The organism is Herbaspirillum lusitanum (assembly GCF_046025995.1).
GTDB lineage: Bacteria > Pseudomonadota > Gammaproteobacteria > Burkholderiales > Burkholderiaceae_D > Herbaspirillum > Herbaspirillum lusitanum_A.
Genome location: NZ_JAQQFM010000006.1, coordinates 58,218 through 84,533, shown reverse-complemented (window position 1 = coordinate 84,533; position 26,316 = coordinate 58,218). Strand labels below are relative to the sequence as shown.

22 protein-coding genes are annotated in these 26,316 nt (G+C 63.6%); 10 read left to right on the top strand and 12 right to left on the bottom strand.

Features of this window, described 5'->3' with window-relative positions; genetic code table 11:
• Positions 1-92: 92 nt before the first annotated feature.
• Positions 93-662, top strand: a complete 570-nt coding sequence (locus tag PQR62_RS14245; RefSeq protein WP_408158626.1) for a C40 family peptidase — start codon at positions 93-95, stop codon at positions 660-662.
• Between the two features lie 98 nt (positions 663-760).
• On the opposite strand, the gene PQR62_RS14240 is transcribed toward PQR62_RS14245, so the two are convergent.
• From PQR62_RS14240 to PQR62_RS14230, 3 genes are all read right to left on the bottom strand, one after another.
• Entirely contained in the window at positions 761-1,705 is a 945-nt protein-coding gene (locus PQR62_RS14240) for a patatin-like phospholipase family protein (protein WP_408158625.1), read from the bottom strand.
• Between the two features lie 146 nt (positions 1,706-1,851).
• Entirely contained in the window at positions 1,852-3,825 is a 1,974-nt protein-coding gene (locus PQR62_RS14235) for an aconitase family protein (protein ID WP_408158624.1), read from the bottom strand.
• Between the two features lie 144 nt (positions 3,826-3,969).
• Positions 3,970-4,866, bottom strand: a complete 897-nt coding sequence (locus PQR62_RS14230; protein WP_408158623.1) for a LysR substrate-binding domain-containing protein — start codon at positions 4,864-4,866, stop codon at positions 3,970-3,972.
• Positions 4,867-5,072: 206 nt separating this feature from the next.
• Here PQR62_RS14230 and PQR62_RS14225 point away from each other — a divergent pair, with 206 nt between their 5' ends.
• Positions 5,073-5,954 (top strand): hypothetical protein, encoded by an 882-nt coding sequence (locus tag PQR62_RS14225; RefSeq protein ID WP_408158622.1) that lies wholly within the window; start codon positions 5,073-5,075, stop codon positions 5,952-5,954.
• A 49-nt stretch (positions 5,955-6,003) separates the two neighbouring features.
• On the top strand, positions 6,004-6,594 hold the full coding sequence (locus PQR62_RS14220; protein WP_408158621.1) for an IMPACT family protein: 591 nt from the start codon (positions 6,004-6,006) through the stop codon (positions 6,592-6,594).
• 160 nt (positions 6,595-6,754) lie between these two features.
• Here the strand turns inward: PQR62_RS14220 and PQR62_RS14215 are convergent, their stop codons facing one another.
• Complete coding sequence (locus PQR62_RS14215) at positions 6,755-8,266, bottom strand: MFS transporter (protein ID WP_408158620.1); 1,512 nt, start codon at positions 8,264-8,266, stop codon at positions 6,755-6,757.
• Between the two features lie 93 nt (positions 8,267-8,359).
• On the opposite strand from PQR62_RS14215, the gene PQR62_RS14210 reads away from it, so the two are divergent.
• Positions 8,360-9,043 carry a helix-turn-helix transcriptional regulator gene (locus PQR62_RS14210; RefSeq protein ID WP_408158619.1) on the top strand — a complete coding sequence of 228 codons (684 nt, stop codon included), beginning with the start codon at positions 8,360-8,362 and terminating at the stop codon, positions 9,041-9,043.
• Positions 9,044-9,053: 10 nt separating this feature from the next.
• Here PQR62_RS14210 and PQR62_RS14205 read toward each other — a convergent pair whose 3' ends face one another.
• The 4 genes from PQR62_RS14205 to PQR62_RS14190 form a co-directional block, all read right to left on the bottom strand.
• Positions 9,054-9,806, bottom strand: coding sequence for an ABC transporter ATP-binding protein (locus PQR62_RS14205; protein WP_408158618.1), 753 nt, complete (start codon positions 9,804-9,806; stop codon positions 9,054-9,056).
• Positions 9,803-10,591, bottom strand: a complete 789-nt coding sequence (locus PQR62_RS14200; protein WP_408158617.1) for an ABC transporter ATP-binding protein — start codon at positions 10,589-10,591, stop codon at positions 9,803-9,805. The genes PQR62_RS14205 and PQR62_RS14200 overlap by 4 nt, the downstream gene beginning before the upstream one ends.
• Complete coding sequence (locus tag PQR62_RS14195; RefSeq protein ID WP_408158616.1) at positions 10,588-12,507, bottom strand: ABC transporter permease; 1,920 nt, start codon at positions 12,505-12,507, stop codon at positions 10,588-10,590. Before PQR62_RS14195 ends, PQR62_RS14200 begins: the two co-directional genes overlap by 4 nt.
• Positions 12,508-12,655: 148 nt before the next feature.
• Complete coding sequence (locus PQR62_RS14190; protein ID WP_408158615.1) at positions 12,656-13,873, bottom strand: ABC transporter substrate-binding protein; 1,218 nt, start codon at positions 13,871-13,873, stop codon at positions 12,656-12,658.
• Between the two features lie 288 nt (positions 13,874-14,161).
• On the opposite strand from PQR62_RS14190, the gene PQR62_RS14185 reads away from it, so the two are divergent.
• The 3 genes from PQR62_RS14185 (at position 14,162) to PQR62_RS14175 (ending at position 18,392) form a co-directional block, all read left to right on the top strand.
• Positions 14,162-14,710 carry a sigma-70 family RNA polymerase sigma factor gene (locus tag PQR62_RS14185; RefSeq protein WP_408158614.1) on the top strand — a complete coding sequence of 183 codons (549 nt, stop codon included), beginning with the start codon at positions 14,162-14,164 and terminating at the stop codon, positions 14,708-14,710.
• Between the two features lie 35 nt (positions 14,711-14,745).
• Positions 14,746-15,756, top strand: coding sequence for a FecR domain-containing protein (locus PQR62_RS14180; RefSeq protein ID WP_408158613.1), 1,011 nt, complete (start codon positions 14,746-14,748; stop codon positions 15,754-15,756).
• A 242-nt stretch (positions 15,757-15,998) separates the two neighbouring features.
• A complete protein-coding gene (locus PQR62_RS14175) occupies positions 15,999-18,392 on the top strand; it encodes a TonB-dependent siderophore receptor (protein ID WP_408158612.1) in 2,394 nt (797 codons plus the stop codon).
• A gap of 77 nt (positions 18,393-18,469) precedes the next feature.
• On the opposite strand, the gene PQR62_RS14170 is transcribed toward PQR62_RS14175, so the two are convergent.
• Entirely contained in the window at positions 18,470-19,774 is a 1,305-nt protein-coding gene (locus PQR62_RS14170) for an MFS transporter (protein WP_408158611.1), read from the bottom strand.
• 281 nt (positions 19,775-20,055) lie between these two features.
• Complete coding sequence (locus PQR62_RS14165; protein ID WP_408158610.1) at positions 20,056-21,432, bottom strand: NAD(P)H-dependent oxidoreductase; 1,377 nt, start codon at positions 21,430-21,432, stop codon at positions 20,056-20,058.
• Positions 21,433-21,891: 459 nt separating this feature from the next.
• Here PQR62_RS14165 and PQR62_RS14160 point away from each other — a divergent pair, with 459 nt between their 5' ends.
• Genes PQR62_RS14160 through PQR62_RS14150 form a run of 3 tightly spaced genes read left to right on the top strand, consistent with a single transcriptional unit; the run spans position 21,892 to position 24,844 of the window.
• A complete protein-coding gene (locus PQR62_RS14160; RefSeq protein ID WP_408158609.1) occupies positions 21,892-22,716 on the top strand; it encodes a MipA/OmpV family protein in 825 nt (274 codons plus the stop codon).
• A 17-nt stretch (positions 22,717-22,733) separates the two neighbouring features.
• Positions 22,734-23,435: a response regulator transcription factor gene (locus PQR62_RS14155; RefSeq protein ID WP_408158608.1), complete on the top strand. Its 702-nt coding sequence runs from the start codon at positions 22,734-22,736 to the stop codon at positions 23,433-23,435.
• On the top strand, positions 23,432-24,844 hold the full coding sequence (locus tag PQR62_RS14150) for a sensor histidine kinase (RefSeq protein ID WP_408158607.1): 1,413 nt from the start codon (positions 23,432-23,434) through the stop codon (positions 24,842-24,844). Before PQR62_RS14155 ends, PQR62_RS14150 begins: the two co-directional genes overlap by 4 nt.
• 54 nt (positions 24,845-24,898) lie before the next feature.
• On the opposite strand, the gene PQR62_RS14145 is transcribed toward PQR62_RS14150, so the two are convergent.
• Positions 24,899-25,825: a hypothetical protein gene (locus PQR62_RS14145; protein WP_408158606.1), complete on the bottom strand. Its 927-nt coding sequence runs from the start codon at positions 25,823-25,825 to the stop codon at positions 24,899-24,901.
• A 132-nt stretch (positions 25,826-25,957) separates the two neighbouring features.
• Positions 25,958-26,245, bottom strand: a complete 288-nt coding sequence (locus PQR62_RS14140) for a putative quinol monooxygenase (RefSeq protein WP_408158605.1) — start codon at positions 26,243-26,245, stop codon at positions 25,958-25,960.
• Between the last annotated feature and the right edge of the window lie 71 nt (positions 26,246-26,316).

Here is a 26,316-nt window from a genome sequence, read left to right as displayed (position 1 = left end):
CGTTTATTGTTGAGCTGGCATGAAATTAGCTTTTGACACCCGGTAAGAATTCACTTACATTCCTGCAGTCATACTGAACGAGACAACTCCGAATGACGCTAAACCGATCTGACCGCCTCCGACGACACGCTGTGCAAGCGTGCGTGCTTGCGGCCGGACTATGGTTCAGCAGCAGCGCCTGGAGCATCGATCCGCCGCAGTTACCGCAAGACAATTCCTCCCTCAGCAAGACCAACTTCGCCATCGCCCGTTTGCACGACATTACCAATCGCGCATCCGAACTGGCGGTTCAGGCCCTCAGCATGCTGGGCATCAATTACCGCTACGGCGGCACCTCCCCCGACACCGGACTCGACTGCAGCGGCCTCGTTCAATACGTGTTCAAGGAAGCATGGGGCACCGACCTGCCGCGCACCGCAGTTGAAATCAGTCGCGTCGGCGAAAAAATCGGCAAGGGCGAACTGCAACCGGGCGATCTGGTGTTCTACAACACGCTGCGCCGCGGCTTTTCGCACGTCGGCATCTATCTGGGCGACGGCAAGTTCATCCACTCTCCATCGGCCGGCGGCCAGGTGCGCATCGAAGACATGGATGTCGCCTACTGGAAGAAGCGCTTCAATGGGGCGCGTCGCATCGCCGCCGACGAAAGCGAAACCAAATAAGATCCCGTCTGGATTGATTCCGCTCAAGGCAATCAGCAGATAATGAAAAAAGCCGCTCGAATGAGCGGCTTTTTTCATTGGGCAAGGCGGTGGCGCAATCAGTTTCCGGAAAGCAATTTCAGCTTGTACTTGATCTCCGGCATGGCCGCCATCGTGGCCTGCTCGCCGGCCAGAATCGCCACGTTGCGACTTGAAAAATCGCTGCCGCGCATATTGCCCAGGCTGGGCTGCAGCACGATATCGGCGTCCTTCAATTCATATTGATTGATGCTTTGCCCCATGATCGCGAAGGTCTGCAGCAACACGTCGACCGAAGTCGAAGACGCCTGCACCTCCGGTTGCGCCGAAATATTCACTGCGATCACGAAATCGGCGCCCATCTGCCGCGCGAAATGCACAGGCACCGGCGACACCAGGCCGCCATCCACATAATTGCGGTCGCCGATCTTCACCGACTGAAACACGCCCGGCACCGCCGACGAAGCGCGTACCGCGATACCGGCATTGCCGCGCTGAAACAGAATCGGCTGACCGCTCTTCAGATCGGTGGCGACCGCGCCGAACGGAATCTTGAATTTTTCGATGGGCAGATTGTTGACCGAACGGTTCACATAGTTCTGCACACCCTCGCCTTTCAGCACCCCGCTGACCTTGGAAAACAGCGGCACCGACCAATCGGAAATCGCCGCCTCGTCCATCTCAAGCGCCAGCTTTTGCAGCGCGAAGCCATTATTGCCGGCCGCGTACAGCGCGCCGACCAGACTGCCGGCGCTGGTGCCGGCCACCACGTCGGCATTGATGCCCTGCGACTCCAGCGCCTTGATCACGCCTATATGCGCAAAACCGCGCGCGGCGCCGCCGCCCAGCGCCAGACCGATCCTGATTTTCCGGGGAGGTGCAGTCGGCGCCGCCACCGGCGTCGCGCCGGCATTGTCGGCCGGCTTGGCGCCGGAAAAACCGGGCACCCAGCCGGAACTGCAAGCGGCCAGCAACAGCGATGAAGAAACGGCAGTCAGTGCCGCAATACGTGAGATGAAACGCATGGAATGAATTGGATGCAGTGAAAAGACAGAAGAGGTAGATGGCGAGTCAATTGACGCGCGCTCATGCATCAAGCGCAGCGCGCAAAAATGACACGTCATTCTAGCCGAATCGCAGCCCTCACCCCTCAAGCCTGATCGACAGCCCGTCAAGCCGCAGCAAAGCGCTGCTGCAACTCCTCAAAGGAAATGATCTCGCCGGCAATCGCACTGGCGGCGACCGTCGGCGGACTGGCCAGCCACACCTGCCCGGGGCCGGAGCGGCCAGGAAAATTGCGATTGATGGCGCTCACCGTGACCTGTGTTGCTTCAGTCGATGAGCCCGGGCCGCAATTGGCGCAGGCGCCGCAAGCCGGCTGCAGCATCTCGGCGCCGACCTGTTCGAAGGCCGGCAGATAGCCGCGCTCCACACAGTAATCGCGCACGTCGGCGGTGCCGAACTGCAGATAGAGTCTGACGCCGTCCGGCACGCGCAGACCGCGTTGCGCGGCCCAGGACAAGACCGCGTGATAGTGATCGAAGTCCTCGCGTTTGCCGGCAGTACACGAGCCGCCGTAGGCAACATCGATGCCGGGCCGCTCGTGCAACTCCGACAAAGGCAGGCCGTTGCCGGGGTCGCCCGGACGCGCCACCATGGCCGCTATCTGCGCGCATTCGATCACGATGGTGTCGGCATACGCGGCGCCGACATCGCTCAGCATCCAGTCTTCCACCACGAAATCGATGCCGCGCCGCTCTTTGAGAAAGTGCACGGTTTCGGCATCCGGCGCCACGATGCCGGTAAAGCCGCCCAGTTCGGCGGTCATGTTGGTCAGCGTGGCGCGCTCATCGGTGTTGAGCTGTCCCATGGCCGAGCCACAGAATTCGAAGACCTTGCCGACGCCGGCGCCGGCGCTGATCTTCGGATCGGCCAGCAGATGCAGCACCAGGTCCTTGGCCGTGACGCCGGCCGGCACCGGGCCGCGCAGGTCTATCTTCAGCGACTGCGGCACCGTCATGCGCACCGCGCCGGTGACGAAGGCATTCGCCATGTCGGTGGTGCCGACGCCAAAGGCCACGCAACCCAGCGCACCGCTATGCGGCGTATGCGAATCGGTGCCGACCAGCACCTGCCCCGGCAGCGCATACAGCTCGGCCATCATGGCGTGCGAGATACCCTCCGAGCCTTCCGCACCTTCCGCTCCCAGACTGCCGTCGGGATCGAGATAGCCGTGATTGCGCACGCCGCATTCCTGCGCAAATGCGCGATGCGCCTGCGACAGTTCGCGCACATTGCCGAGCAAACCATGCTTGATATGCAGCTCGCTGCGATGCGCATACGAGAGATGATCCTCAAACGCCAGAATGCTGGCGGCGTCGGCCAGCTTCAGCGGACGCCCGAACGCCGTGTGCAGCATGTGCGTCGCCATGCCGGTGTAGTACTCATGGATGAAGCGCCAGTCGGCACGCACGAACGCGCCCTGCCCAGCCTCGATGGAGGCACTGGTCTGCTCGGTGCGGATGGCGTGGCGCGCCAGAATCTTTTCGGTCAGCGTGCGCGGGCGCGTCTCTTCGGCCAGCTCGGCGGTGGCCACATCGCGCATATTGGCCATGCCATAGCGCAGCAAGCCGCCGTTGCGCAAAATCGCGGCCGCCAGCGCATCGCGCGAGGCCACCAGCTCTTCCAGAGGAATCGCCTCACCGTTTTGAATGCGTGCAATCAGGCCGAAGTCGGTGGAGGTGAACAAGCCGAGGTTGTCGGCGTTCTGGCGATAAATGCGTTCGAAGCTTTTGGCGATCACCAGCCGGATGCCGGCGCGCACTTCCGCCACCGGACTATGCTCGCGCGACGAGCCCTTGCCGTAGCGATTGCCGGCCACGGTCACGCAGAAATTGCCGTTCCGGACGGCATCGGTGCCAATCGGATTGCGCTCGCCGGCGCGCAGGCCGACATAGGGATAACGGCCGAGCCGTTCGTCGTAGTAGGTCAGCACGCTCATGGGCGTGATCTCGTCGGTAGAGACGTCGTCGCGCAAGGCGCCGGCGTCCCTCAGAGAGAGATTGTCGCCGCCGAGCTGGCGTTCGATGATGCCGGGGTCTGTGCTTAAAAAAAGTACACGTCCCGCTAAGTTCAGATGTGTCATGCAGTTCTCCTGCCGACAATCTACGCCGCAAGGGACATCGTCATGTAGTGCTGCTTCGGCACCGGGGCCGTCGCATTTCGCGTTGCCCCGCCTGCCTCTGCCATCGCCTTATGAGACGACTGCAAATGAGACGACGGCAAATACTCAGTCGGGCGCCGCCAGCGCATCGATCAGCGCCTGCACCGCCTTCAGGCGCGGCGACTTGCGCAAGGCAAACAGTTGCAGACGGCGCTGCGCCCACGACTCGGCCAGCGGCCGCCGCACAAAATTGCGTGTGCCGGCATACGCCGCCGCGGCGCTGGTCGGCACCACGCAGATGCCGAGTCCTGCTTCCACCATGCGGCATTGCGCATCGAAACTGTTGACCGTCACGCTGATGCGCAGCGGCAATTGCGCGGCCTCGGCCTGATCATGCAGCAAGCGGTCGAGCGCACCGCCCACCTGCAAGGCCACCTGCGGAAAGCGCGCCACCTGCGCCAGCGTCAGGCTGCGTTCGCGCCCCAGCTCATGCTTGCGCGGCAACACCACCATCAAGGGGTCATCGGCGAAATGCCAGGCATCGAGCCCACGCGGCGTCTGGGCCTGGGATGGCTGCGCACAGATGCCGAGGTCGGCGCGATCCTCCAGACAGGCGCGCAGGATGTCAGCGCTGATATGTTCGTTCAGCGCGATCTCCACCAAGGGATAATCGGCCTGAAAGCGCTTCAGCTTTTCCGGCAGAAAACCGACGATGGCGGAAGCGTTGGCGAACAGCCGCACCACGCCCGACACCTCGCCGCTGAGCGAACGCACCTCGCGCACCATGGCCTGCAGATCCTGATGCAGGCGCGTGGCCCGCACCAGCGCATGCTGCCCGGCTTCGGTCAGTGTCACGCCGCCCGGCGAACGCACCAGCAAGGGCAAGCCCATGGCCTGCTCCAGATCGGCCAGACGACGGCTCAGGGCGGAAGGCGCGATGTGCTCGCTGCGCGCGGCGCGTGCAATGGAACCTTCGCGCACGGCGGCCAGAAACAGCTCAAGACTGTAGGGATCGATTCTCATGGGGGCAGGAGCATGCCGCTTCGCTGGTTCATCTGATTTATATTTTTTGTTGCGCCGGGCCGCAGATGGCTGCGGCGCAATGCTCCCGCTATTGTAGTGCAGCGACAGACGCCATATGGCTTACGTGCGGCAAGCCCGGTGCGAAGTCCGGTCTGAGGTAAAATTCCGCTCCTTCAGAAATCGCATGGCCGCAGCACAGGAAACGCATGAACATCATCATCAACGACGAACTTCTCAAATACATTGACCCGCTCACGCCCAATGAGTATGCCGCGCTGGAGCGCAGTCTGCTGGCGGAGGGCTGCCGCGATGCGCTGGTGCTGTGGGGCGAAGTGCTGGTGGACGGCCACAACCGCTACGAAATCTGCCGCAAGTACGACATCGAATTCAGGACGGTGCAGAACACCAGCTTCAGTTCGCTGGACGACGTGCTGCTGTGGATGATCGACAATCAGCTCGGCCGCCGCAGCGTCAGCGATTTCCAGCGCGGCATTCTGGCGCTGCGCAAGCGCGACATCATGTCGACCCGCAGCCGTCCGGCGAAGACCGACGATCCGTCAGCGGAACATCCTGAGGCGGCAGAGGCCGGCGACGCTGCCGCGGGCGATGCACCGGTGGAAGAAGCGGCGGCAGAAGCCGGCGCGGCGCAGATCAAGACGCGCGAAGACATCGCACGCGTTGCCGGCATCAGCAGCAACACCATCGGCCAGATCGAAAGAATCCGCAAGACGGCGGCGCCGGAACTGATGCAGGCGGTGCGCGCCGGCACCATCTCGATCAACGCTGCTGCGGCAGTGGCCTCACTGCCGAGCGAAGAACAGGTCAGCGCCGTAGCCGGCGGCAAGAAGGAATTGCGCCAGGCCGCCAAGCATGTGCGCGAACAAAAGAATCTGACGCGCACGCCGCGCGCAGCTACAGCGGGCAGTCCGGCGGCATCGACTGATGGCGGCGTTTCGGCGCCGGTCGGCGACGATCCGGCGGCATTGCGCGCCGAGATCGCGCGCCTGCAGGCCAGGATTGCCGAACTGACTTCCGAAAATCACAAGCTCAAGGCGCAGCTGAACGGCGAAGATCCCTCGCCGTTCTGATCGCCTCATTTCCCAGTATCTTTTTTGAGCGCCTTACCGGCGCAAGCACATGCCCACCTACACGCTGGCCGGCGCCGCCGAAACCGAGACAGAGATTCGCAAGAGTCGCTTCATCGGCATCGTCGTGCCGGTCGATGACCGGGCGGCGGCGATGCGCGAGCTGGAACGCGTGCGCGAGGCGCATCGCGGCGCCACCCATGTGTGCTGGGCGCTGATGGCCGGCGGCCAGTCCGGTATGTCGGACGACGGCGAGCCCTCGGGCACCGCCGGCCGCCCCATGCTGGAAGTGCTGCGCCATCACGAACTCGATGGCGTGCTGGCGATGGTGGTGCGCTATTACGGCGGCGTCAAACTGGGCGCCGGCGGCCTGGTGCGCGCCTACACCGATGCCATCGCCAGCGTGCTGAAACTCACGGACAGAATCGAGCGCATCGCCTATGCCGCGCTCGATGTCGAAATCGGCTATGCCGAAGAATCCACACTGCGACGCTGGCTGCAGCAACAGAATTACACCTTGCTCGATAGCAGCCACGGCGCCTCAGTGCATCTGCAGATCCGCTTGCCGGCCGCCGATCTCGCTCAGGCCGAAGAAGCCATCCGGCGCCTGGCTTCATACGCCTCGATCAAGCTTATCAACTGATCCATGCGCACGCGGTCGCCGGCTTGCGGCAGCCGACTCCACAACAGATCAAATTCATTGAGCAGCAACTGATATGCAATGGCGTCGCGCTGCCCTGCTTCCCGCTCAAGGGCCTCACGCAATTCAGCCGGCGCGGCCAGCATGTTGTCGCTGCGCGTGTTCACCGGCCCTGTTCCACTGTGCGCGAGCGCTGCGCCGCAGATGAACGCGCCAGTTGGCGCGACAGGCCGCGCGTGAGCCAGGCTGCCAGCAGCGGCGCCGCCGCAAACACTGCGAACAGCCAGCGCGCCGCCATCTGCGCGCCTTCCACACCGCCCGGCTGCACCAGCCCGGCGCCGTTGGCCGCCACCCCGGCCAGCGCCGCACCGACCGCCATCGCATACAACTGCGCGGTGGTGATTGACGACGAGGCCAGATTTTCTTCTCCGCGCTCGGCCGATTGCAGCACCCGCGTCAACAGATGCGGCCAGCCCAGGCCGACCCCGAGTCCGGCGCCGGCCAGCGCCAGCACCTGCAGCCACGGCAAGAGCGGCGACAAGTCCGGCGGCTGCGGCAGCAAGACGCCCAGCGCCAGCAATGCCATCGCCATGATCAAAGGACCGCTGCGCACCATGCGATCGGCCGACGCGCCGCTGCGCCCGGAACTGATCAGCGAAGCGGCGCTCCAGCCGCCGGCCATGGCGGCAGTCATGTAGCCGGCCAGCAAAGGCGGCTGGCCATGAATCACTTGCAGGAAATACGGCACGAAGATTTCAGTGGTGGTGGCAATGGTCAGCAACGCGACGCAGGCAAACAATTTGCCCATCACGCTGCCCGGCTGGTAAGTGCCCTTGGGGAAAACGGTGGTGGCGCCGGCGCGCCGCATGCGGCTGTCCAGCCGCGCCATCCACACCGCCAGCAAGACGCCGATGACGATGCCGCCGATTTGCCATAACGGCTCCTGCACCTGTCCGGCCAGCGCAATCGCCAGCACCGATGCGGTCAGCAAGGCAATGCGAAATGCCGGCAAGCTGCCGCCGGTGACGGGCGCGGTGCCGCGACCGCGCAATTGCATCGTCACGATCAGCGCCTGCAACAAGGCCACCGGCAACAGCGCCCAGAACGCCAGACGCCAGTTGCCGCTCTCGGCGAAGATGCCGCCGACGGCCGGCCCCAGCAAGGTGGCGATGCCCCACATGCCAGACACCAGCGCCACCGCACGCGACCACAGACGCGGTGCGAACACCACGCGGATCAGCGCATAGCCGAGCGCCGCCAACAGACCGCCGCCCAGTCCCTGCACGCTGCGCCCGGCCAGCATCCACAACATCTGCGGTGCCGCCGCGCAGATCAGCGAGCCGGCCACGAACACCAGCAGCGCCAGCAGATAAGTCGGGCGAGCACCGAGCAGGTCCAGCAGCTTGCTGGTCAGCGCCGAGCCGACGATGGAGGCAGCGACGAACAGCGTGATGTTCCAGGCGTAGTAATCGAGACCGCCGATATCGCGCACCACCGATGGCAGGATGGTGGTGACGATGTGCACATTGATGGCATGCAGCGCCACACCGCCGGTGAGCGCCAGCGCACGCCAGATATTGCGGCGGTCGAACAGCTCGCCCCAGGAGGCGGAAGCGGCGGCCGAAGAAGCCGAAGTATCCGGCACAGGTGGCTCGGAGCGGGTGTTGTTGTTCATGGCAGGCTCGACAAGTTGGCTGGGGCCGCTTATGATGCGGCAATTAACCAAGAAATTATTTGGATATTTAAGCCTGCATACTAAGACGTCGCCATGAAATATACAAGTAAAAATTTGGATAATCAGAGCACCCTGCAAACTCAGCAAGTGCCGTCGGCCACCACCGACCGCATGCTGATGCGCCTGAAGACGCAGGGTGCGGCTTCGACCGCGACGCTGGCGCAGGAACTCGACATCACCGCCGAAGCGGCGCGCCTGCAGGTGCAGAAGCTGCTCGCAGAAGGCCTGATCATGGGCAGCGCGCAAGCGCCATCCGGCGCCGGGCGCCCGCGCCAGCACTGGGAACTGAGCGAAGCCGGCTATGCGCGCTTCCCCGACGCCCACAAGGAACTGACGGTGCAACTGATAGGCTCGATCCGCACACTGTTCGGCGAACAGGGAATGGACAAGCTGATCGCCCAGCGCGAAAACGAGATGCGCGGCCATTACCTGCAAGCCTGCGCCGGACTCAGCTCACTGAAGTCGCGCGTGGAAAGACTGGCCGGCCTGCGCAATGCCGAAGGCTATATGGCGCGCGTGGAAAAGCAAGGCAAGGACTGGCTGCTGATCGAGGACCATTGCCCGATCTGCGCCGCAGCGCGCAGTTGCCAGGGCTTTTGCCGCTCCGAGCTGGACTTGTTCCGCGAAGTATTGGGCAGCGAGGCTACGGTCGAGCGCGAAGATCATCTGCTGTCGGGCGCGCGCCGTTGCGTTTATCGGGTCAGCAAGTCTGCTTAGAGCATGGCGCTCACACCGCCAGATAAGCGCGCCGCGCGGCTTCATCTGCAGTGAGCGCCGCCATCGTATTCTGATAACGCAGCTGACCGTTTTCCAGCACATAGACGCGGTCGCTGACCAGCGCCGCAAAATGCAGATTCTGTTCCGACAGCAGAATGGACATGCCGGCCTGCTTGAGCTGCAGAATCATCGCCGCCATCTGCTCCACGATCACCGGCGCCACGCCTTCCGAGGGTTCGTCCAGCAGTACCAGATAGGGATTGCCCATCAAGGTGCGCGACACCGTCAGCATCTGCTGCTCGCCGCCGCTCATCTGGCCGCCGGGGCGTTGCGGCATCTCGCCCAGATTGGGAAACAGGCGGAACAGTTTTTCCGGCGTCCAGTGCACGGCGTCGGCGCGCGGCGGCTGACGCCCGACTTCCAGATTTTCCATCACCGTCAGATCGGAAAAGATGCGCCGGTCTTCCGGCACATAGCCCATGCCCATGCGCGCAATGCGATGCGCACGCGCGCCGGAAATATCTTCACCGCGAAAACGGATGCGGCCCTCGGCATGACCGCCGGCGCCGTCGAGCAAACCCATCAGCGCTTTCATGGTGGTCGATTTGCCGGCGCCGTTGCGCCCCATCAGCGCCACCACTTCACCGCGCCGCACTTGCAGCGCGAGGTCGAACAGAATCTGCGCGCGACCGTAAAAGGCCTTGAGGCCTTGCACGTCGAGCAGCAGGTCTGCCGGCTCGCCGGTCTGATCGACCGCGCTCATGCCGCACCTCCGCCTGCATTCACATCAGGCTGCGTTTCGAAGCTCTTGCCGCTGCCCAGATACACCTCCTGCACACGCGGATGACGACGGATGGCATCGCCGTCCCCTTCCGCGATCAGTTCGCCGCGCGCCAGCACGATCATGCGGTCGGCAAAGGCGAACACCACGTCCATGCTGTGCTCGGTGAACAGCACCGCCAGCTGGTGCTCGACCACCAGCTGCTTGACCAGCGCCATCAAGGCATTGCGTTCACCCGGCGCCATGCCGGCGGTGGGCTCGTCCATCAGCAGCAGCCGTGGGCGATTGGCCAGCGCAATCGCCAGCTCCACGCGCTTGACGTCGCCATAGGCCAGCACCGCGCACGAGCGCTGCGCCTGCGCCGCCATGCCGACCTGCCCCAGCAGTTGCATGGCTTCGTCGCGATAGAAGCAAGCCGCCGGCCGCCACAACTGGAACAGCTTGCGCTCGCGCGACAGCAAGGCCATCTGCACGTTTTCCAGCACGCTCATGGAGGCGAAGGTGGCGGAAATCTGAAAAGTGCGGCCGACGCCGAGACGCCAGATGGCGCGCGGCCGCATGCCCGTGATGTCGCGGCCGTCGAAACGCACGCTGCCGCTGTCCGGCCGGGTCTGGCCGTTGAGCATGTTGAAGCAGGTGGACTTGCCGGCGCCGTTCGGCCCCAGCAGCGCCAGCAACTGCCCGGCCGGCAATTCGAAGGAAACCTCCTTGACCGCCTGCACGCCGCCGAAGGTCTTGCTGATGCGATCGATCTGCAACAGGCTCATGGCGCCTCCCCGCTGCTGCGCTTGTCCGCCGCCGGGCCGCCGAAGCGTTGGGCTAGCTGGCCGAAATAGCCGGCGATACCGGCCGGGAACAGCAGCACCAGCGCCAGTATCGTCACCCCCAGCAGCGCGCGCCAGTAATCGGTCTCACGCGCAATCAAGTCCTGCAGCCAGGTGAATGCGGCGGCGCCGACCACCGGCCCGGCCAGCGTCTGCACCCCGCCCAGCATGACCATGACCAGGCCGTCGACCGATCGGGCGATGCTGATCGCCTCGGTCGAGATACTGCCCTTGGAAAACGCAAACAGACTGCCGGCCATGCCGCAAAACGCACCGGCGATGACGAAGGCCAGCCACTGCATGCGCTTGACGTCGATACCGATGGCGTCGGCGCGCAAGGGCGAGTCGCGGCCGGCGCGCATGGCGTAGCCGAAGGGTGAGAACAGCACGCGCCGCAGCAGCCAGACACCGGCCGCGCTGAAGCCCAGCGCCAGATAGTAGTAAGCCGTGGGCGACGCCAGCCACGGCGCCGGCCACACCCCGATCAGACCATTGCTGCCGCCGGTCATTTCATCCCACTGAAACACGATGGCCCACACGATCTGTGCGAAGGCCAGCGTCAGCATCGCCAGATACACGCCCGACAAGCGCACGCAGAACCAGCCGAACAGCAAGGCGCCCAGCGCACCGGCCAGCGGCCCGGCCAACAGGGCCAGCTCCATCGGCGCATGCAGGCGCAGCAAGACCAGCGCCGCGGCATAGGCGCCGAGACCGAAATAGGCGGCGTGACCGAAGGAAGCCATGCCGCCCGGCCCCATGATGAAATGCAGGCTGGCGGCAAACAGAATCGCGATCAGGATTTCCACCAGCAGCACCGTCAGATACGGAAAGACCGGCGCCAGCACAGGCGCCGCCAGCAACAAGGCAAGCCCGCCCCAGACCAGACGGCGCTGCCATGGCGCGGCAGGATGCAGCGGCGTTTCATCGAAGGCGCCGGCGCGCACTTGCGGCTGCGGCCGTCCCAGCAAACCCCAGGGACGCACCACCAGAATCGCCGCCATCACCAGAAACTCCACCACCAGCGTCAGCTTGGACAGCGAGACCTCGATGCCGGCGAACGACACCTGACCGAAGGCAATGCACAGCGCCTTGATCTCGGCAATCAGCAAGGCCGCCAGAAACGCGCCGCCGATCGAGCCCATCCCGCCGACCACCACCACCACGAATGCATTGCCGATGGTTTCCAGATCCAGCGCCAGATTGGCCGGCATGCGCGGCCCCTGCAAGGCGCCGCCCAGGCCCGCCAGAAAACAGCCCAGCGCAAACACACCGGTGAACAGCCAGGATTGGTTGATGCCGAGCGCGCCGGCCATTTCGCGATCCTGCGTGGCGGCGCGGATCAGCGTGCCCCAGCGCGTGCGATTGAGCAGCAGCCACAGCAGGCCGAACACCAGCGGCCCGATCAGGATCAGCACCAGATCGTATTGCGGCAGACGGCGGCCCAGCAATTCGACGTAGCCGGACAAACCCGGCGCACGCGGTGCGAACAAATCCTCCGGCCCCCACACATACAGCGCGGCGTCTTTCAGCACCAGCACCAGCGCGAAGGTCGCCAGCAGCTGGAACAGTTCGGGGGCACGATAGATGCGGCGCAGAATCACGATCTCCACCACCGCCCCAAGCAGGCCGGTGGCCAGCGCCGCCAGCAAGACCGCGCTCCAGAAACCGAGACCGCTGGCGCCGATCAGGCCCACCAGGGTGTAGACGATGAAGATGCCCAGCATGTAGAACGAACCGTGGGCGAAGTTGACGATGCGCGTGACGCCGAAGATCAGCGACAAGCCGGCCGCCACCAGAAACATGGCGGACGCATCGGCCAGGCCGTTGATCATTTGCACCAGCAAGCCGGAAAGTGTCATCGGTGTTGCGCTCGTGGTTCGGGAGGAAGGGGGGAATCGGAAGATCGATCAACGGCTATTGCGTGATCCCGAGTCGCAGGCCGGAAAAAGCGTCAGGCAACGCCGCGCTTCTGTTTTGCCTGCCATGCTTCCCGTCGCAAGGAATGTTTCAGTCAGCCGGACGCAGCTTCTTCACTTCGGCATCGGGCAACTGCAGCGTAGCGCCGTCGACATAGGTGAAGCTGGTCATGATGCCCTTGCCGTCCTTGACGCCGGTGCGGCCGACGAAGGCGCCCAGCGTCGACTGGTGATCCTGCGCGCGATAAGTGATCTGGCCGACCGGCGTATCCACCTTGAGGCCGGAAAATGCCGCCGCCAGCTTGTCGGAATCGACGCTGCCGGCCTTTTTCAGACCGGCCGCAATCGACATCAGCGCCGAATAGCCGACCAGCGAACCGTTACGCGGATAGTCGTTGAATTTCCTGCGATAGGCATCGACGAATTTCTTGTGCTCAGTCGTGGTCAGCGCGTACCAGGGATAGCCGGTGACGATCCAGTTGACCGGCGCTTCGCCCTTCAGCGGATCCAGATATTCCGGCTCGCCGGTGAGCATCGACACCACTTCGCGGCCTTCGAACAGACCGCGGGTATTGCCTTCACGCACGAACTTGCCGAGGTCGGCCGCGAACAAGGCATTGAAGATGGCATCCGGCTTGGCATCCGCCAGCGCCTGCGTCACCGCGCCGGCGTCGATCTTGCCCAGCGGCGGCGCCTGTTCGGCGACGAACTCGACATCCGGCTGCGCCTCTTTCAGCAGCTTCTTGAAGCTGGCGACCGAGGTCTGGCCGTATTCATAATTGGGATAGACGATGGCCCAGCGCTTCTTCTTCAGCCTGGCCGCTTCCTTCACCAGCGAGGCCACCAGCATGTAGGTCGAAGGCCGCAGGCGATAGGTGTATTTGTTGCCGTTTTCCCAGACCAGCTTGTCGGTCAGCGGCTCGGCCGCGAGGAAGAAAATCTTGCGGCGCTTGGCGTAGTCGGCCAGCGCCAGCCCGGTGTTGGAAAGAAAACCGCCGAACAGCAGGCTCACGCGTTCCCGCGCCACCAGCTCTTCCGCCACGCGCACCGAATCGCCGGGATTGCCGTTATCGTCGCGCGCGATCACTTCCAGCTTCTTGCCGAGCACGCCGCCGCCGGCATTGATTTCTCCCAGCGCCATTTCCCAGCCATTGCGGTAGGGCTCAAGAAAAGCCGGCTGCGCCTTGTAGCTGTTGATCTCGCCGATCCTGATGGGGCTCTGAGCCTGAGCCGCGGCGCTGAACGTCAGCACGGCGCCGAGGGCGCACAGCGGCAGGAGTTGCTGAAAAAAACGATTGCGCAAGATCACGGTGCTTCCTTCTCTTGATGTCTTTGAATTCGATGCGTGGAACGCCGCCGGCGCCATCAATGCTGTCCGGCCTGTCATTTCCGCAGAGGACGCCATTTTTACACAGATGAAGATTTTGCTGGATGGACAAGTCAAAAGCGGGCGCCGGGATATCAGCGCCTTGATTGCGCCCGGGCAATGGACGATCGGCAACAGAAGCCCGCCCAGCCTTGCCTTAAGATCGTCCCGCCCCTACAATTGCGAACAATTCTTATTTGCACATAACATTCATTCGAGAATCCGGACACCATGTCAGCGGCCGACTCCCCTCTTGCTCCCCTGCCTTCGCTTGAAGCGCTGTACACCGACCATCACGGCTGGTTGCGCGGCTGGCTGCGCAAGAAACTCGGCAATGCCTTCGACGCCGCCGATATCGCGCACGACACCTATTTGCGCCTGATGGTGTCGGGCCGCTCACCGCAAGCCGAGCAGTCGCGCCCCTTTCTGACACAGATCGCCAACGGTCTGGTGATCGATCTGCATCGGCGCCGCCGGCTTGAGGCGGCCTATCTGGAAACTCTCTGCCATCTGCCGGAACCGGCGCTGCCGTCGGAAGAACAGAAGGCGCTGGTGCTGGAAGCCCTGATCGAAATCGATACTATCCTGCACGCGCTGTCGGGCAAGGCGCGCATGGCGCTGCTGATGTTCAAGCTGGACGGCTTGAGCTACCGTGAAATCGCCGGGCGGCTGGGCGTCTCGCAGTCGTCGGTGGAAAAATACATCGCCGCCGGCTTTCAGGCCTGCTACCAGGCTTGCATGCAGGGCTTGCATCCCGGCCTGCATCAGCTGCCCGGCTGAGCCGGCACTGCTCGCCACAACCCGCCCCCGCTACCATGCCCGCCCCGCCGCTGCACGCCCCCATCGACCCGGCTATCATCCGCCGCGCCTCGGAGTGGATCGCGCGCATCTGGGCCGACGACGCCAGCGCAAGCGATCGGCAAGCCTGTCTGCAATGGCGGGCGGCGCATCCCGACCATGAGCGCGCCTGGCGCTTTTTGCAGGCCATGAGCGGCAAGCTCGACGACTTGCCGCGCGACGTCGCCCGCCACGCCTTGCTGGAACCAGAAATCGCCCGCGCCGAACGCAGCGTCAAAGCCGCCTCGCGACGCCGCACTTTGCGCATGCTGGGACTGATCGCGGTCGGCGGCGGCGCGCTCTATGCCGCGCATGATACCGAGACCTGGCGCATGGCCGCCGCCGACTTCCGCAGCGGCACCGGCGAGATCCGCGAACTGCTGCTGCCGGACGGCACCCGCGTGGTGCTCAATACCGCCAGCGCCATCGACTTGCGCTTCACCGAACGTGAACGCCTGGTCGTGCTGCGCGCCGGCGAAATTCTGGTGAGCACCGCCCGCGACCCGGCGCCGCTGCACAGGCCGTTTTCAGTGCAGAGCCGCCAAGGCCGGGTGACCGCGCTCGGCACCCGCTTCACGGTGCGTCAGGACGGAGCGGATTCGCAGGTGGCCGTGTTCGAAGGCGCGGTCGAGATCCGGCCGCAGCAGGCAGACGCCACGGCAGTGCGCATCGATGCCGGCCAGGGCGCCCGGTTCTCCGCCGCCGAGGTCAGTGCCGCAGATGCATCCGAGGCCAGCGCAAGCAAGGCTGCCTGGGCCGGAGGCAATCTGATCGCGGAAAGCATGCGCATGGATGACTTCCTGGCTGAACTGAGCCGCTACCGGCACGGCCTGCTGCGCTGCGAGCCGGCTATTGCCGGGCTGCGCGTCACCGGCGTATTCCGCCTGCGCGACACCGATCAGGCGCTGTCCAATCTGAGTCTGGCGCTGCCGGTGGAGGTGAGCTATCGCACCCGCTACTGGGTTACGGTGCGCGCCCGCGCGAATTAGATATTTCCCTCATTGGGGGCATGCCGAAAAAATTTTCGATCGGGATTGAGGTTTTAGCGTTTCCGTCCGGGAGACCTGATGAACACCTCCACAATTCTCCGCACCGAAAGGATCTCCGCATGGCTTCCCGCCAGAATACGCATCACCTCAGGACTAACTCAGGCAGGCCAACGTCCGCACCTGCAGGGCACCCCGCCGCACCGGGCTTGCGACTGCGGCCCCCGGCAGCGGTGATCCGTTCCATGTTTCTGGCGAGCCTGGGCCTGGCCTTGAGCGGTCTGCCGCTGACCGCGCCGACGGCGCATGCGCAAACCCAGGCGGCCACTCAAGGCGCGAACGAAGCAAAACGCGCCTACAACATTGCAGCCGGTCCGCTGGAGCGCGTGCTGACGGCGTTTGCCCATGCCGCCGACGTCGAACTGGCGGTCGATGCTGCGCTGATTCAGGGCAAGACCAGCAAAGGTCTCAGCGGTAGCTACAGCGTCAACGAAGGCTTTGCGGAATTGCTGCGCGGCCATGCGCTGCAACTGGTGCGCGGCGCCGGCGGCGCTTATTCGCTGCGGGCCGACGGCGCGTCATCGACCAGCGCCGCCGGCGCTGCCGGCCTGGCCGCTGCCGCGACCCTGCCCACGGTGCTGGTCAATGGTGCGCGCGACAGCGCCGACGGCCCGGTCAACGGCTATGTCGCCAGGCGCAGCCGCAGCGGCACCAAGACCGACACCGCGCTGATCGAAATCCCGCAGTCGATCTCGGTCATCGGCCGTACCGAAATCGAGGCGCGCGGGGCGCAGGATCTGATGGACGTGGTGGCGCTGACGCCCGGCATCGCCGTCAATCCCTACGGCCCCGACAACCGCGGCTGGGAATACGTGTCGCTGCGCGGCTTCAGCGGCAATACCAGCAGCTTTCGCGATGGTCTGCCGCAGAGCCAGTTCGGCGTGATCTACCGCATGACGGAACTGTATGGTCTGGAGCGTGTGGAAGTGTTGCGCGGGCCGGGCTCGGTCATGTTCGGCCAGGGCGAAGCCGGCGGCGTCATCAACCGCGTCAGCAAACTGGCCGGCGACGAATCCATCAAAGAGATCGAGCTGCAATACGGTAGCTTCGACCGCAAGCAACTGGCCTTCGATCTGGGCGACAAATTCAGCAGCAATGAAGACCTCAGCTACCGCCTGCTGGGGGTGGCGCTCGACAGCAACGATCAGGACCGCTATCCCGACGGCCAGAAAATAAATCGTACGCGCTATGCGCTGGCGCCCTCGCTGCGCTGGCGGCCGAATGCATCGACCTCGCTGACGCTGCTGGGCGAATTCATCAAGAACGACTCGGGCGAAGATCCGTATTACGCCATCGCCGGCGACGGCAGCCTCTCGCGCGTCAAGATGGGCGATCCGTCTTATAGCCGCTTCCGCCAGAATCAGGCCTCACTCGGCTATCAGTTCGAGCATCATCTGAACGACGCCTGGAGCGTGCGCCAGAACTTCCGCTACACCGACATCACGCTGGATCGCCGTGTGGTGTGGGTCGATTCCTTGCAAGCCGACGGCCATACCTATTCGCGCGGCACCCGCACCTGGGACGACAGCCTGAAGCAGACTTCGCTCGATACCCAGTTGCAGGGCAAGCTGCAGACCGGCGTCGCCGCGCACACGCTGCTGTTCGGTGTCGACTGGAATTATCTGGACGGCGACGCCCTGCGTTTCCGCGGCACGGCGCCCGATCTGGATCTGCTCAATCCGGTCTACGGCCTGAACATTCCGGCGGCGACCACGCCGCTGGCCAACTTCAATCAGACGATGAGCCAGATCGGCCTGTATGCGCAGGACCAGATCAAGATCGATGAGCGCTGGCTGCTGACCATCGGAGGCCGCCAGGATTATGTGCGCACCCGCACCGACAATCATCTCAGCGCCAGTAACAGCAGCACGCAGAACGACAGCATGTTCAGCGGCCGGCTCGGGCTCGGCTATCTGTTCGGCAACGGCTGGTCGCCCTATCTGAGTTATGCCGAATCCTTCCTGCCGTCGAGCGGACTGGATGCCGACAATCATCCTTTCAAACCCAGCCGCGGCAAGCAGCTGGAAGCCGGCATCAAGTTCCAGCCGGAAGCTTCGCGCAGTCTGTTCACGGCCGCCGTGTTCGATCTGCGCAAGACCAATACCGTCACCTACGACAACCTCACCGGCGACGCGCGCCAGATCGGCAAGCAGCGTTCGCGCGGCCTTGAGCTGGAAGCCAAGACCGAAATCACGCCGCGCCTGAATGCGGTTGCATCCATGACCTGGCTGGCCATGAAGGTGCTGGAAAGCGCCGACAGCACCGAGGTCGGCAAGGTGCCGGCCACCATTCCCAGACAGACTGCAGCGATCTGGCTGGACTATGAAGCCGGCGGCGGTTTCGGTTTGGGCGGCGGCGTGAACTATGTCGGCGTCCGTCAGAACGACGAAGCCAACACCACCGCCGAAGGCGGCTTTGCACTGGCCAGCGCCATGCTGCGCTATGAACTGGGGCCATGGCGCTTCCGTCTCAATGCCAGCAACCTGTTCAACCGCAAGTACAACAGCATCTGCTATCACGGCGAATGCTATCTGGGCGCCGAACGCAATCTGACGGCGACGATCCGCTATCGTTTCTGAGCCTCTGTTTCGGCAATAGAAAACGGCGGTGAAATATCACCGCCGTCTTTCGATTAAGGCTGAAGCTTGTGCCGGACTTACTGATCCGCAATCCGCCCCGAAATCATCCGCACCAGCAGCGCGCCCAGCAGCATGAAGGCGGCGACTGCATACAGACCGATGCGGGCGTTGCCGGTGACGTCGTTGAGCCAGCCCACCATGTAGGGCGAGACGAAGCCGGCCAGGTTGCCGATGCAGTTGATGGCGGCGATGCCGGCGGCGGCCGAGGTGCCGGCCAGGAAGGCCGATGGAATCCCCCAGAACAGCGACAGCGCAGACAAGGTGCCGGCGGTGCCCACGGTGAGCGCAATGATCGCCAGCGTCGGATCCTTGCCGACGTAGCCGGCCATCGCCAGACCGATGGCGCCGACCGCCAATGCCAGCGAAAAGTGCATGCGGCGCGAGCGGAAACGGTCGGCGCTGATGCCGGTCAGGATGATGGCCGGAATCGCGAACAGGTAAGGAATCGCCGACAGCCAGCCGATCATGGTGTTGTCGCTGATGCCGGCGCCCTTGATGATGGACGGCAGCCAGAAGCTGATGCCGTACAGGCCGATGATCTGGCAGAAATAGACTGCCGCCAGTTTCCACAGACGCGCATCCTTGATGAAGGAGCCGGAACTGTCGTGGGTGGTCTTGCCGGCGTCTTCGCGCCGGATCGCCTCCACCACTTCGCGCTTTTCATCCGGGCTCAGCCACGGCGCCTGCTCCGGCTTGTCCACCATCAGGAACAGCACGGCGATGCCGGCGATCAGCGAAGGAATCGCTTCGATCAGGAACAGCCATTGCCAGCCTCGCATCACTGTCGATTGCGCGAAGGCATCCAGGATCCAGCCGGACACCGGACCGCCAATCACGCCCGCCAGGGGAATCGCTATGTAGTAGAAGCCGAGCGCGAAGCCGCGTTTCTTGGCCGGAAACCAGTAGGTCAGATACAGCATGATGCCGGGCGAGAAACCCGCTTCGGCCACGCCGAGGAAGAAACGCACCACGTAGAACTGGGTCGGCGTCTGCACGAACAGCGTCAGCGCCGAGATGATGGCCCAGGTCACCATGATGCGGGCGATCCAGCGCCGCGCGCCGACCTTGTGCAGGATCAGATTGCTGGGCACTTCGAAGATGAAATAGCCGATGAAGAAAATGCCGGCGCCAAGGCCATAGACGGCATCGCTGAAATGCAGATCGGTCATCATCTGCAGCTTGGCGAAGCCGACGTTGACGCGGTCCAGATAGGCGACCAGATAGCACAGCACGATGAACGGCATGATGCGCCACGAGATCTTGCGGTAGACGTCGAAACGTCCGGCGTGCGCAGCAGGCTGCGCCAGTGTGTTTTGTGTCATGTCTCCTCCGGCGCCCTTTAGAGGGCTTTTGAATTGAGGTTGTGGATTGAAGCGGGCGGATTAAATTTTTCTGGTCTTCCTGGCTGAGGGCGGTGATGGAAACGCTCGCCGCACTAAAAACTGATGCAATGCGTCTGAGGGACCAGACTCATCCGACATTGCATCAAAGGAGAAGCGAGATTCTGAATTTGCATACACGTCGGCGTATGCAAATTCCGGGAGGATGAAGCGCATCCTCCCGTCGGGTATTGCCGGCTGTTACTGCTCACTCAGACGAGAGATCAGGCCGCCTTCTTCTGTTCAGCATGAATGCCGAGTTCCTTGCTGAAGATTGCTTCCATCTCGCGGCGCACGCGGATCGCTTCTTTCGAGGCATCGAAATCGACGTCGCTCCAGCGCACCGATTGACCGGCCGGGATATCGTTCTTGAGCACCATGTTGTGCGCCAGACCGATGGGCAAGGCGCCCAGGCGCAGTGAATCGGCAGTCGGCATCAGCTTGCCGTAGACGGTGAAGCCGCCTTCGCCGTCCAGCTTCTCGCCGGCCTTCAGGGCGCGCTTGGCGGTGGCGGCCACGTCGCCGGCCCAGTTGGTGGTGGCGCCGGTGGCTTCATTGCGCACCGCGATGCTGGCCACCGAAATGCCCAGCTCCAGACCGATCAGGTGATAGGGCTTGTAGCTGGCGGCAAAGCGGCCGCTGGCGTCGGTCTTCAGACCATATTGCGCGAAGCAGTCCTTGACGTATTGGCTAGGCGCTTCGAACACTGCATACACGCCCCAGCGCAGATCGCGGAACACCGGACGGCCGTCACGCTCGATCGACGACAGCACTTCCACCGTACCGCGCTGCTGCAGGATGCCGCCGTCCGCAGTCGGACGCAGAATGGTCGGCATGTCGTCCACGCCGCAAGGCGGGAACATCAGGCCGTCGCTGGGGGGCACCAGATCGCAGCCGTTCGACACGGCCGCCATTTCCAGCGCCGACTTGGTGCCGTCGAGGAAGGAATTGAACATCTGGGCGTTGAAGTCGCCGCCGTTGACCTGTTCTTCCGAGAAGCCGTAGTGGCCCCAGACGGTTTCCGGGGTCGACTGGTGATAGATGGGCAGATATTTGGTGCCCTTGCCGGCGCAGATCACTTCCATGCCGATGGTGCGGGCCCAGTCCACCATTTCGGCGATCAGGGCCGGCTGGTCGCCGGAGGCCATGGAATAGATGATGCCGGCTTCTTCGGCGCGACGCGCCAGCAGCGGGCCGGCCAGCACGTCGGCTTCGACGTTGACCATGATGATGTGTTTCTTGTGCGCGCAGCACTGCAGCGCGTGGTGAATGCCGGCCGCCGGGCTGCCGGTGGCGTCGATCACGATATCCACATATTCGCTGGCGATCATGGCGTCGGCATCGTCGGTGATGAAGGTGGAGCCGCTGCGCGCCGCTTCCTGCAGCGACTTGGCCTGATAGCGCGGCTCTTCCCAGCCGACGCGGGCCAGCGAAGCGCGGGCGCGGGTCGGCGACAGATCGGCGACCGCCACCAGATGGATGCCGGGTGTGCGCGGCGCCTGCGACAGATACATGGAACCGAACTTGCCGGCGCCGATAACGGCCACGCGGACCGGTTTGCCGTTGGCGGCGCGCGCCTTCAATTTAGCGATGAGCGACATGATGTTGTCTCCGTAAAAAATGTTTTTATGAACGATCTGAATGGCTGCCCGCGCTGCACGCAAGCGACAAGCAAACGACAAGCAAGACTTGGCGAGTCGCAAGGCAAAACCTGGCAGTGTGTGCGGCGCCTGCTGGCGGCAAGGCGTTAAAAACGGCTGCAGCGCCGACTGCTGTAGGCAAAGATAGCACCAACATTTTCGCAATCCAATACGCAAACAGGAAAGTAGTCTGTGCATAAATCCACATCTCTTGCACATGGCCGCAGAGAATACGGGCGGCGCCGGAACCACTGCGCGCACAAGCCGGCGGCGCTTTTCATTACGGTTATTTACCGCGCTGCACAGGCAACACGCCTGTGTCCGGCCTCCTGGTAAGTAAACAGTAAGACGGACGCCTCCATCATGCGGCCTCAGTCCTTCCCTTCTGATTTGCTCAATCACCTCGCCACAGGAGTCCGCATGTCGTTTCATCAAGGTAACCCACGTCGCTCAGGTCACAGCTTGCCTTTCATCTTCATCGGTTTTGCGCTGCTGGCCGCTACCGCTGCGGCAGTCCCCGCCATGGCGCAAACCGCCGGCGCCGCCGATGACTCAGCAGCCCAAAACAGCAGCGCCAGCCACTGGGGCCTGGGCCTGGCCGCGTCGGTCGAACGCAGCCCCTATCGCGACTACGGCAACAAGACGCGGGTGCTGCCGCTGATCACTTACGACGGCCCGCGCTTCCGCCTTCAAGGCACCACCGCCGATCTCAAGCTGGGCAGCCTCTCCAGTGTCGATTTCAGCCTGCGCGCCAAATACAGCGGCGAAGGCTACAGCTCGGGCGACGCCGCCATCCTGAACGGCATGGAAGACCGCAAGAGCAGCTTCTGGGCCGGCGGCGCCGCTACCTGGCGCAGCCCGCTGGCGCGCATCTCGCTCGAATGGCTGGGGGATGTCTCCGGCAACAGCAGCGGCCAGACCCTGCGACTCGGCGCCGAGCGCGGCTTCAGCTTCGGCAAGGCGCGCCTGACGCCGCATCTGGGCGCAGCCTGGCTGAGCAGCAATTACACCGACTATTACTATGGCGTGCGCCAGTCCGAGGCGACCTCGGCGCGGCGCGCCTACAGCGCCGGCTCCACCGTCAACCTCACCGCCGGCCTGCGCGTGGACTATGCGCTGACCGCCAGCCAATCCCTCATAATGGACGCTTCGGTCACGCGCTACGGCTCGGCCATCAGCGACAGCCCGCTGGTCGATCGCTCCAGCTCGCCGGCGCTGCGCCTGGGTTATCTGTATAAATTCTGACAAGACATGGTTGGGGCATGAATCGCATCGCACTGCTGGAAGATCATGAACGCATGGCCGCGCTGATCAGCAAGGCGCTGGCCGGCGCCGGCATCGAAACCGATGCCTATGCCAGCATTGCGCAGGCGCGTCAGGGGCTGGCGCAACTGAGCTATCCGGTGCTGGTGATCGATCGCAATCTGCCGGACGGCGACGGCCTGGATTTTCTCAAGCAGTTGCGGGCGCGCGGCGACTTCACGCCCAGCCTGATGCTGACCGCGCTGGATGCCCTGCACGATAGGGTGGCCGGGCTGGAAGCCGGCGCCGACGATTACCTGCCCAAACCTTTTTCCATGGAAGAACTGATTGCCCGGGTGCGCGCCCTGATGCGGCGTCCGGCGCAACAGCGCAGTCTGGCGCCGCAGTTCGGCGACCTGCGCATCGATCCGGAAGCCGGCCGCATGCACAGCGGCGCAGAATCGATCTCGCTGGCGCCGGCCGAAATGCAACTAATGCTGAGTCTGGTGCGCGCAGCCGGCAAGACGGTGCGCCGCACCGCGCTGGAAGCGGCGGCCTGGGGTCTGACCGAGCCGGTCACGCCGAACGCGCTGGATGTGGCGCTGCACCGTCTGCGACGCAAGCTGAACGGCATAGACTCGACGCTGCAGCTGGTCAATATTCGCGGCCACGGCTATGCCCTGCAGGATGAAGGCGCACCACCGCCACTCACGCCCGCATGAAGTTTCGATTCGGCAAGGCTGTGCTGCGCGACAGTCTCTCTTTCCGTCTGCTGACCGCGGTGGCGCTGCTGCTGACACTGATCACCGCCGTGGTGGTCCTGGGCCTGTCGCTGCTGCTGGCCTTGAATCCCCAGGGGCTGATGCAGCACCAGCTGGAGCGTGACGCCGGGCGTCTTATAAACGGCGTGCATTTCAATGCTGCCGGCACGCCCGACAGCCTGCGCGTCGACTACAAAATGCAGGCCGCCTACGATGCCGTCAAACTGGACAACGGCTATCGCGTGCTCGATCAGAGCGGCCATGTGCTGCTGTCCTCGGATGCGGCGAGCCGGCCTTACACCAGACCGGGTCAGGATTTCGAGCCGCAACTCAGCCGCTTCGAACTGTCCCTGAACGGCCAGGATCTGCATGTGCACACGCGCGGCTTCGCGCATGGCGGCCAGCGCTTTTACGTGCAGGCCATGCGCAGCGAACGCATGCAGAAAGTCATGCTCGACAACGACAGCGGACACACTAAGCACACCTGGATCGCGGCGGCGGTGATCGCCATGGCCATCTTCACGCTGGTGGTGCTGGTGATCCTGCATCGCATGCTCAAGCCGCTGCGCGTGGCGGCCGAAGCGGCGGCGGCGATCAAGATGGACAGTCTTTCAACCCGGCTTTCCACGCGCGACATCCCGAGCGAACTGACGCCGCTGTTCCAGGCCTTCAATCAGGCGCTGGAACGGGTCGAACATGGTTTCCGCGTGCAGCAGAATTTTCTGGCCTCGGCCGCGCATGAGCTGAAGACGCCGCTGGCGCTGATACGCGGCCAGATCGAATTGAACGAACAGAATCAGCCTGCAGACCGCGCGCAATTGCTCAAGGATCTGGACCAGATGGCGCGCCAGGTGAATCAATTGCTGCATCTGGCCGAAGCCAGTGAGCGCCAGAACTACGCGATGGAAATCATCGATGTGCGCGAGCCGGTGCGCGAAGCCGTCACGCATTTGCAGCGACTGGCGCAGCGGCGCCAAGTCTTCATCGTCAGCCTCTTGTCAGACGATGCCGTGATGCAGCGCGCCGACCGCAGTGCGCTGTTCGCGCTGACCCGCAATTTGCTGGAAAATGCCCTGCACCACGCGCCGCCCGGCAGCAAGGTCTACATTGAAGTCGAGCGCCGGGGTCTGAGCGTACGCGACCACGGCCCCGGCATCCCGCCGGCGACGATGGAGATGCTGTTCGTACGCTTCTGGCGCGGCCCGGAGCGGCGCGACGAAGGCGCCGGTCTCGGGCTCTCGATCTGCCAGGAAATCGCCGGCTTCCACGGCTGGCGCCTGTATGCCGCCAATGCCGCCAATGCCGCCGATGCTGCCAATGCCGCAAACGGCAACGCGGGGGCGATTTTCCGGGTCGACTTTCAGGCCTGAGAAGGCGATGCCGCGACCCGCACCCGGCGTGCAGCCTCGCCCCCGCGGCAGGCTTTACTTTGACATTTCGCCCGCTGGCATCGCCTGCACCGTCGCAAGCTGATCAGCTTGTTCAAGTTGATAGAACGGTAACTTCACGTGCAGCGTCGCATGCTTTTCTTCGTGATAGCGCGGCGCGTATTCCGGTTCGCTCATTCGTGTGCTGTTGGCCAGCACGGTGGTGGTCGCCAGCGCTGGCTTGCCTTCGACGAAACGGCAGGCCTGCGCCGAATTGCGATTGCCATGCATATCCACCACCAGCCGCCGCGCATATTCCTCAGGCATGCCGGCTTCGGGCGGCGGCGGCATCAGCTTGGGCGGCAGCACAATAGCGTCGCCCGGTGCAATCCATAAATCGGCCAATGAGATTTCATTCACATAGACGCGCCAGCGCGCCACGCTGATCACCAGCGGCACATCATCGCGCGAGACGAACACATGCGGGAAATCGTGAAACTCAAGATCGGTGGGATTAATGGTCAGCAACTCCAGCTCGCGCGCCGCGCCGATGTACGGCGACTGATAGCCGGCCCACTTGCCATAGGTGTAGTCGCTCATGACCAGTTGGTCGTACTGGAAGCGCACGCATTCGCCGGGATGCAGCAGCGTCATGCCGAAGGCCTGCGCGTTGCGCGCATTGGCCGGCAGGCTGGCGTAGCGCACTTCCTGCACGCCGAAGTCGAACTCGGTGATCTGATAGTTGCCGTAGGGACTGACGATCTCTTTGGGCCAATGGCGGATGCCGCTGTAACGCTGCCCCATCTCCAGTCCGGGTTCTTCGGGCGACATCGTGATCAGCCGTCCTTTGGGCTGCGCCAGCTGCTCGAGCTTGCCGCCGCTGTTGTAGAGAAACGGAAACTGCTCCTTGTCGAGCAAGGGCGCCGATGCGCCGTCCGCGATGAATGGAATCGGCTTGAAGAAATTTTCCGAGGTGTCAAACATCCGCTTCCCCTTTTTTTATTGGTGAAGAGCGGATGATAGCGTCGGTCCTGGCTGCTGCAAGAGAACAATAACGGGGGATTAGCAGGCGCTCTTATCGGTTTGCGTGGGTCCGAAAAAGCGCCGGCCGCAGAATCACACCCGTTGCAGAACGCGCAAATCGCGCTGCACGATCCAGTCTCCGACTTCTTTCTGCATCGCCAGATAATGCGGCGCGCTGCGATGCGCTTCGATGGCGGCATGGTCATCGTAAAGTTCATAGAGAAAGAAACGGCAGGCGTCGTCCGGATCGCGACAGACGTCGAACTGCCGGCAGCCGGGCTCGTTGGCGGCCGAGGCACGCGCGTTCTTGAGAATGGCGACGGCAAAGTCTTCCGCGTGCTGCGGCTTGATGAGGAAATCGACGACGACGGCTAAGGACATGCAAGGTCTCCTGTTGAAATAATGAAAATCGGCAATGGCGCCCTGATATACGCCCCCGCCTTACCTGGCGA

What these genes read in the sequence shown, in the direction of transcription:
- PQR62_RS14165 (WP_408158610.1), bottom strand. Translation starts at nt 21,432, where the DNA reads ATGTCGCTCATCGCTAAATTGAAGGCGCGCGCCGCCAACGGCAAACCG.
- PQR62_RS14170 (WP_408158611.1), bottom strand. Translation starts at nt 19,774, where the DNA reads ATGACACAAAACACACTGGCGCAGCCTGCTGCGCACGCCGGACGTTTC.
- PQR62_RS14160 (WP_408158609.1), top strand. Translation starts at nt 21,892, where the DNA reads ATGTCGTTTCATCAAGGTAACCCACGTCGCTCAGGTCACAGCTTGCCT.
- PQR62_RS14230 (WP_408158623.1), bottom strand. Translation starts at nt 4,866, where the DNA reads ATGAGAATCGATCCCTACAGTCTTGAGCTGTTTCTGGCCGCCGTGCGC.
- PQR62_RS14240 (WP_408158625.1), bottom strand. Translation starts at nt 1,705, where the DNA reads ATGCGTTTCATCTCACGTATTGCGGCACTGACTGCCGTTTCTTCATCG.
- PQR62_RS14220 (WP_408158621.1), top strand. Translation starts at nt 6,004, where the DNA reads ATGCCCACCTACACGCTGGCCGGCGCCGCCGAAACCGAGACAGAGATT.
- PQR62_RS14200 (WP_408158617.1), bottom strand. Translation starts at nt 10,591, where the DNA reads ATGAGCCTGTTGCAGATCGATCGCATCAGCAAGACCTTCGGCGGCGTG.
- PQR62_RS14215 (WP_408158620.1), bottom strand. Translation starts at nt 8,266, where the DNA reads ATGAACAACAACACCCGCTCCGAGCCACCTGTGCCGGATACTTCGGCT.
- PQR62_RS14155 (WP_408158608.1), top strand. Translation starts at nt 22,734, where the DNA reads ATGAATCGCATCGCACTGCTGGAAGATCATGAACGCATGGCCGCGCTG.
- PQR62_RS14175 (WP_408158612.1), top strand. Translation starts at nt 15,999, where the DNA reads ATGTTTCTGGCGAGCCTGGGCCTGGCCTTGAGCGGTCTGCCGCTGACC.
- PQR62_RS14225 (WP_408158622.1), top strand. Translation starts at nt 5,073, where the DNA reads ATGAACATCATCATCAACGACGAACTTCTCAAATACATTGACCCGCTC.
- PQR62_RS14185 (WP_408158614.1), top strand. Translation starts at nt 14,162, where the DNA reads ATGTCAGCGGCCGACTCCCCTCTTGCTCCCCTGCCTTCGCTTGAAGCG.
- PQR62_RS14235 (WP_408158624.1), bottom strand. Translation starts at nt 3,825, where the DNA reads ATGACACATCTGAACTTAGCGGGACGTGTACTTTTTTTAAGCACAGAC.
- PQR62_RS14145 (WP_408158606.1), bottom strand. Translation starts at nt 25,825, where the DNA reads ATGTTTGACACCTCGGAAAATTTCTTCAAGCCGATTCCATTCATCGCG.
- PQR62_RS14140 (WP_408158605.1), bottom strand. Translation starts at nt 26,245, where the DNA reads ATGTCCTTAGCCGTCGTCGTCGATTTCCTCATCAAGCCGCAGCACGCG.
- PQR62_RS14180 (WP_408158613.1), top strand. Translation starts at nt 14,746, where the DNA reads ATGCCCGCCCCGCCGCTGCACGCCCCCATCGACCCGGCTATCATCCGC.
- PQR62_RS14150 (WP_408158607.1), top strand. Translation starts at nt 23,432, where the DNA reads ATGAAGTTTCGATTCGGCAAGGCTGTGCTGCGCGACAGTCTCTCTTTC.
- PQR62_RS14245 (WP_408158626.1), top strand. Translation starts at nt 93, where the DNA reads ATGACGCTAAACCGATCTGACCGCCTCCGACGACACGCTGTGCAAGCG.
- PQR62_RS14195 (WP_408158616.1), bottom strand. Translation starts at nt 12,507, where the DNA reads ATGACACTTTCCGGCTTGCTGGTGCAAATGATCAACGGCCTGGCCGAT.
- PQR62_RS14210 (WP_408158619.1), top strand. Translation starts at nt 8,360, where the DNA reads ATGAAATATACAAGTAAAAATTTGGATAATCAGAGCACCCTGCAAACT.
- PQR62_RS14205 (WP_408158618.1), bottom strand. Translation starts at nt 9,806, where the DNA reads ATGAGCGCGGTCGATCAGACCGGCGAGCCGGCAGACCTGCTGCTCGAC.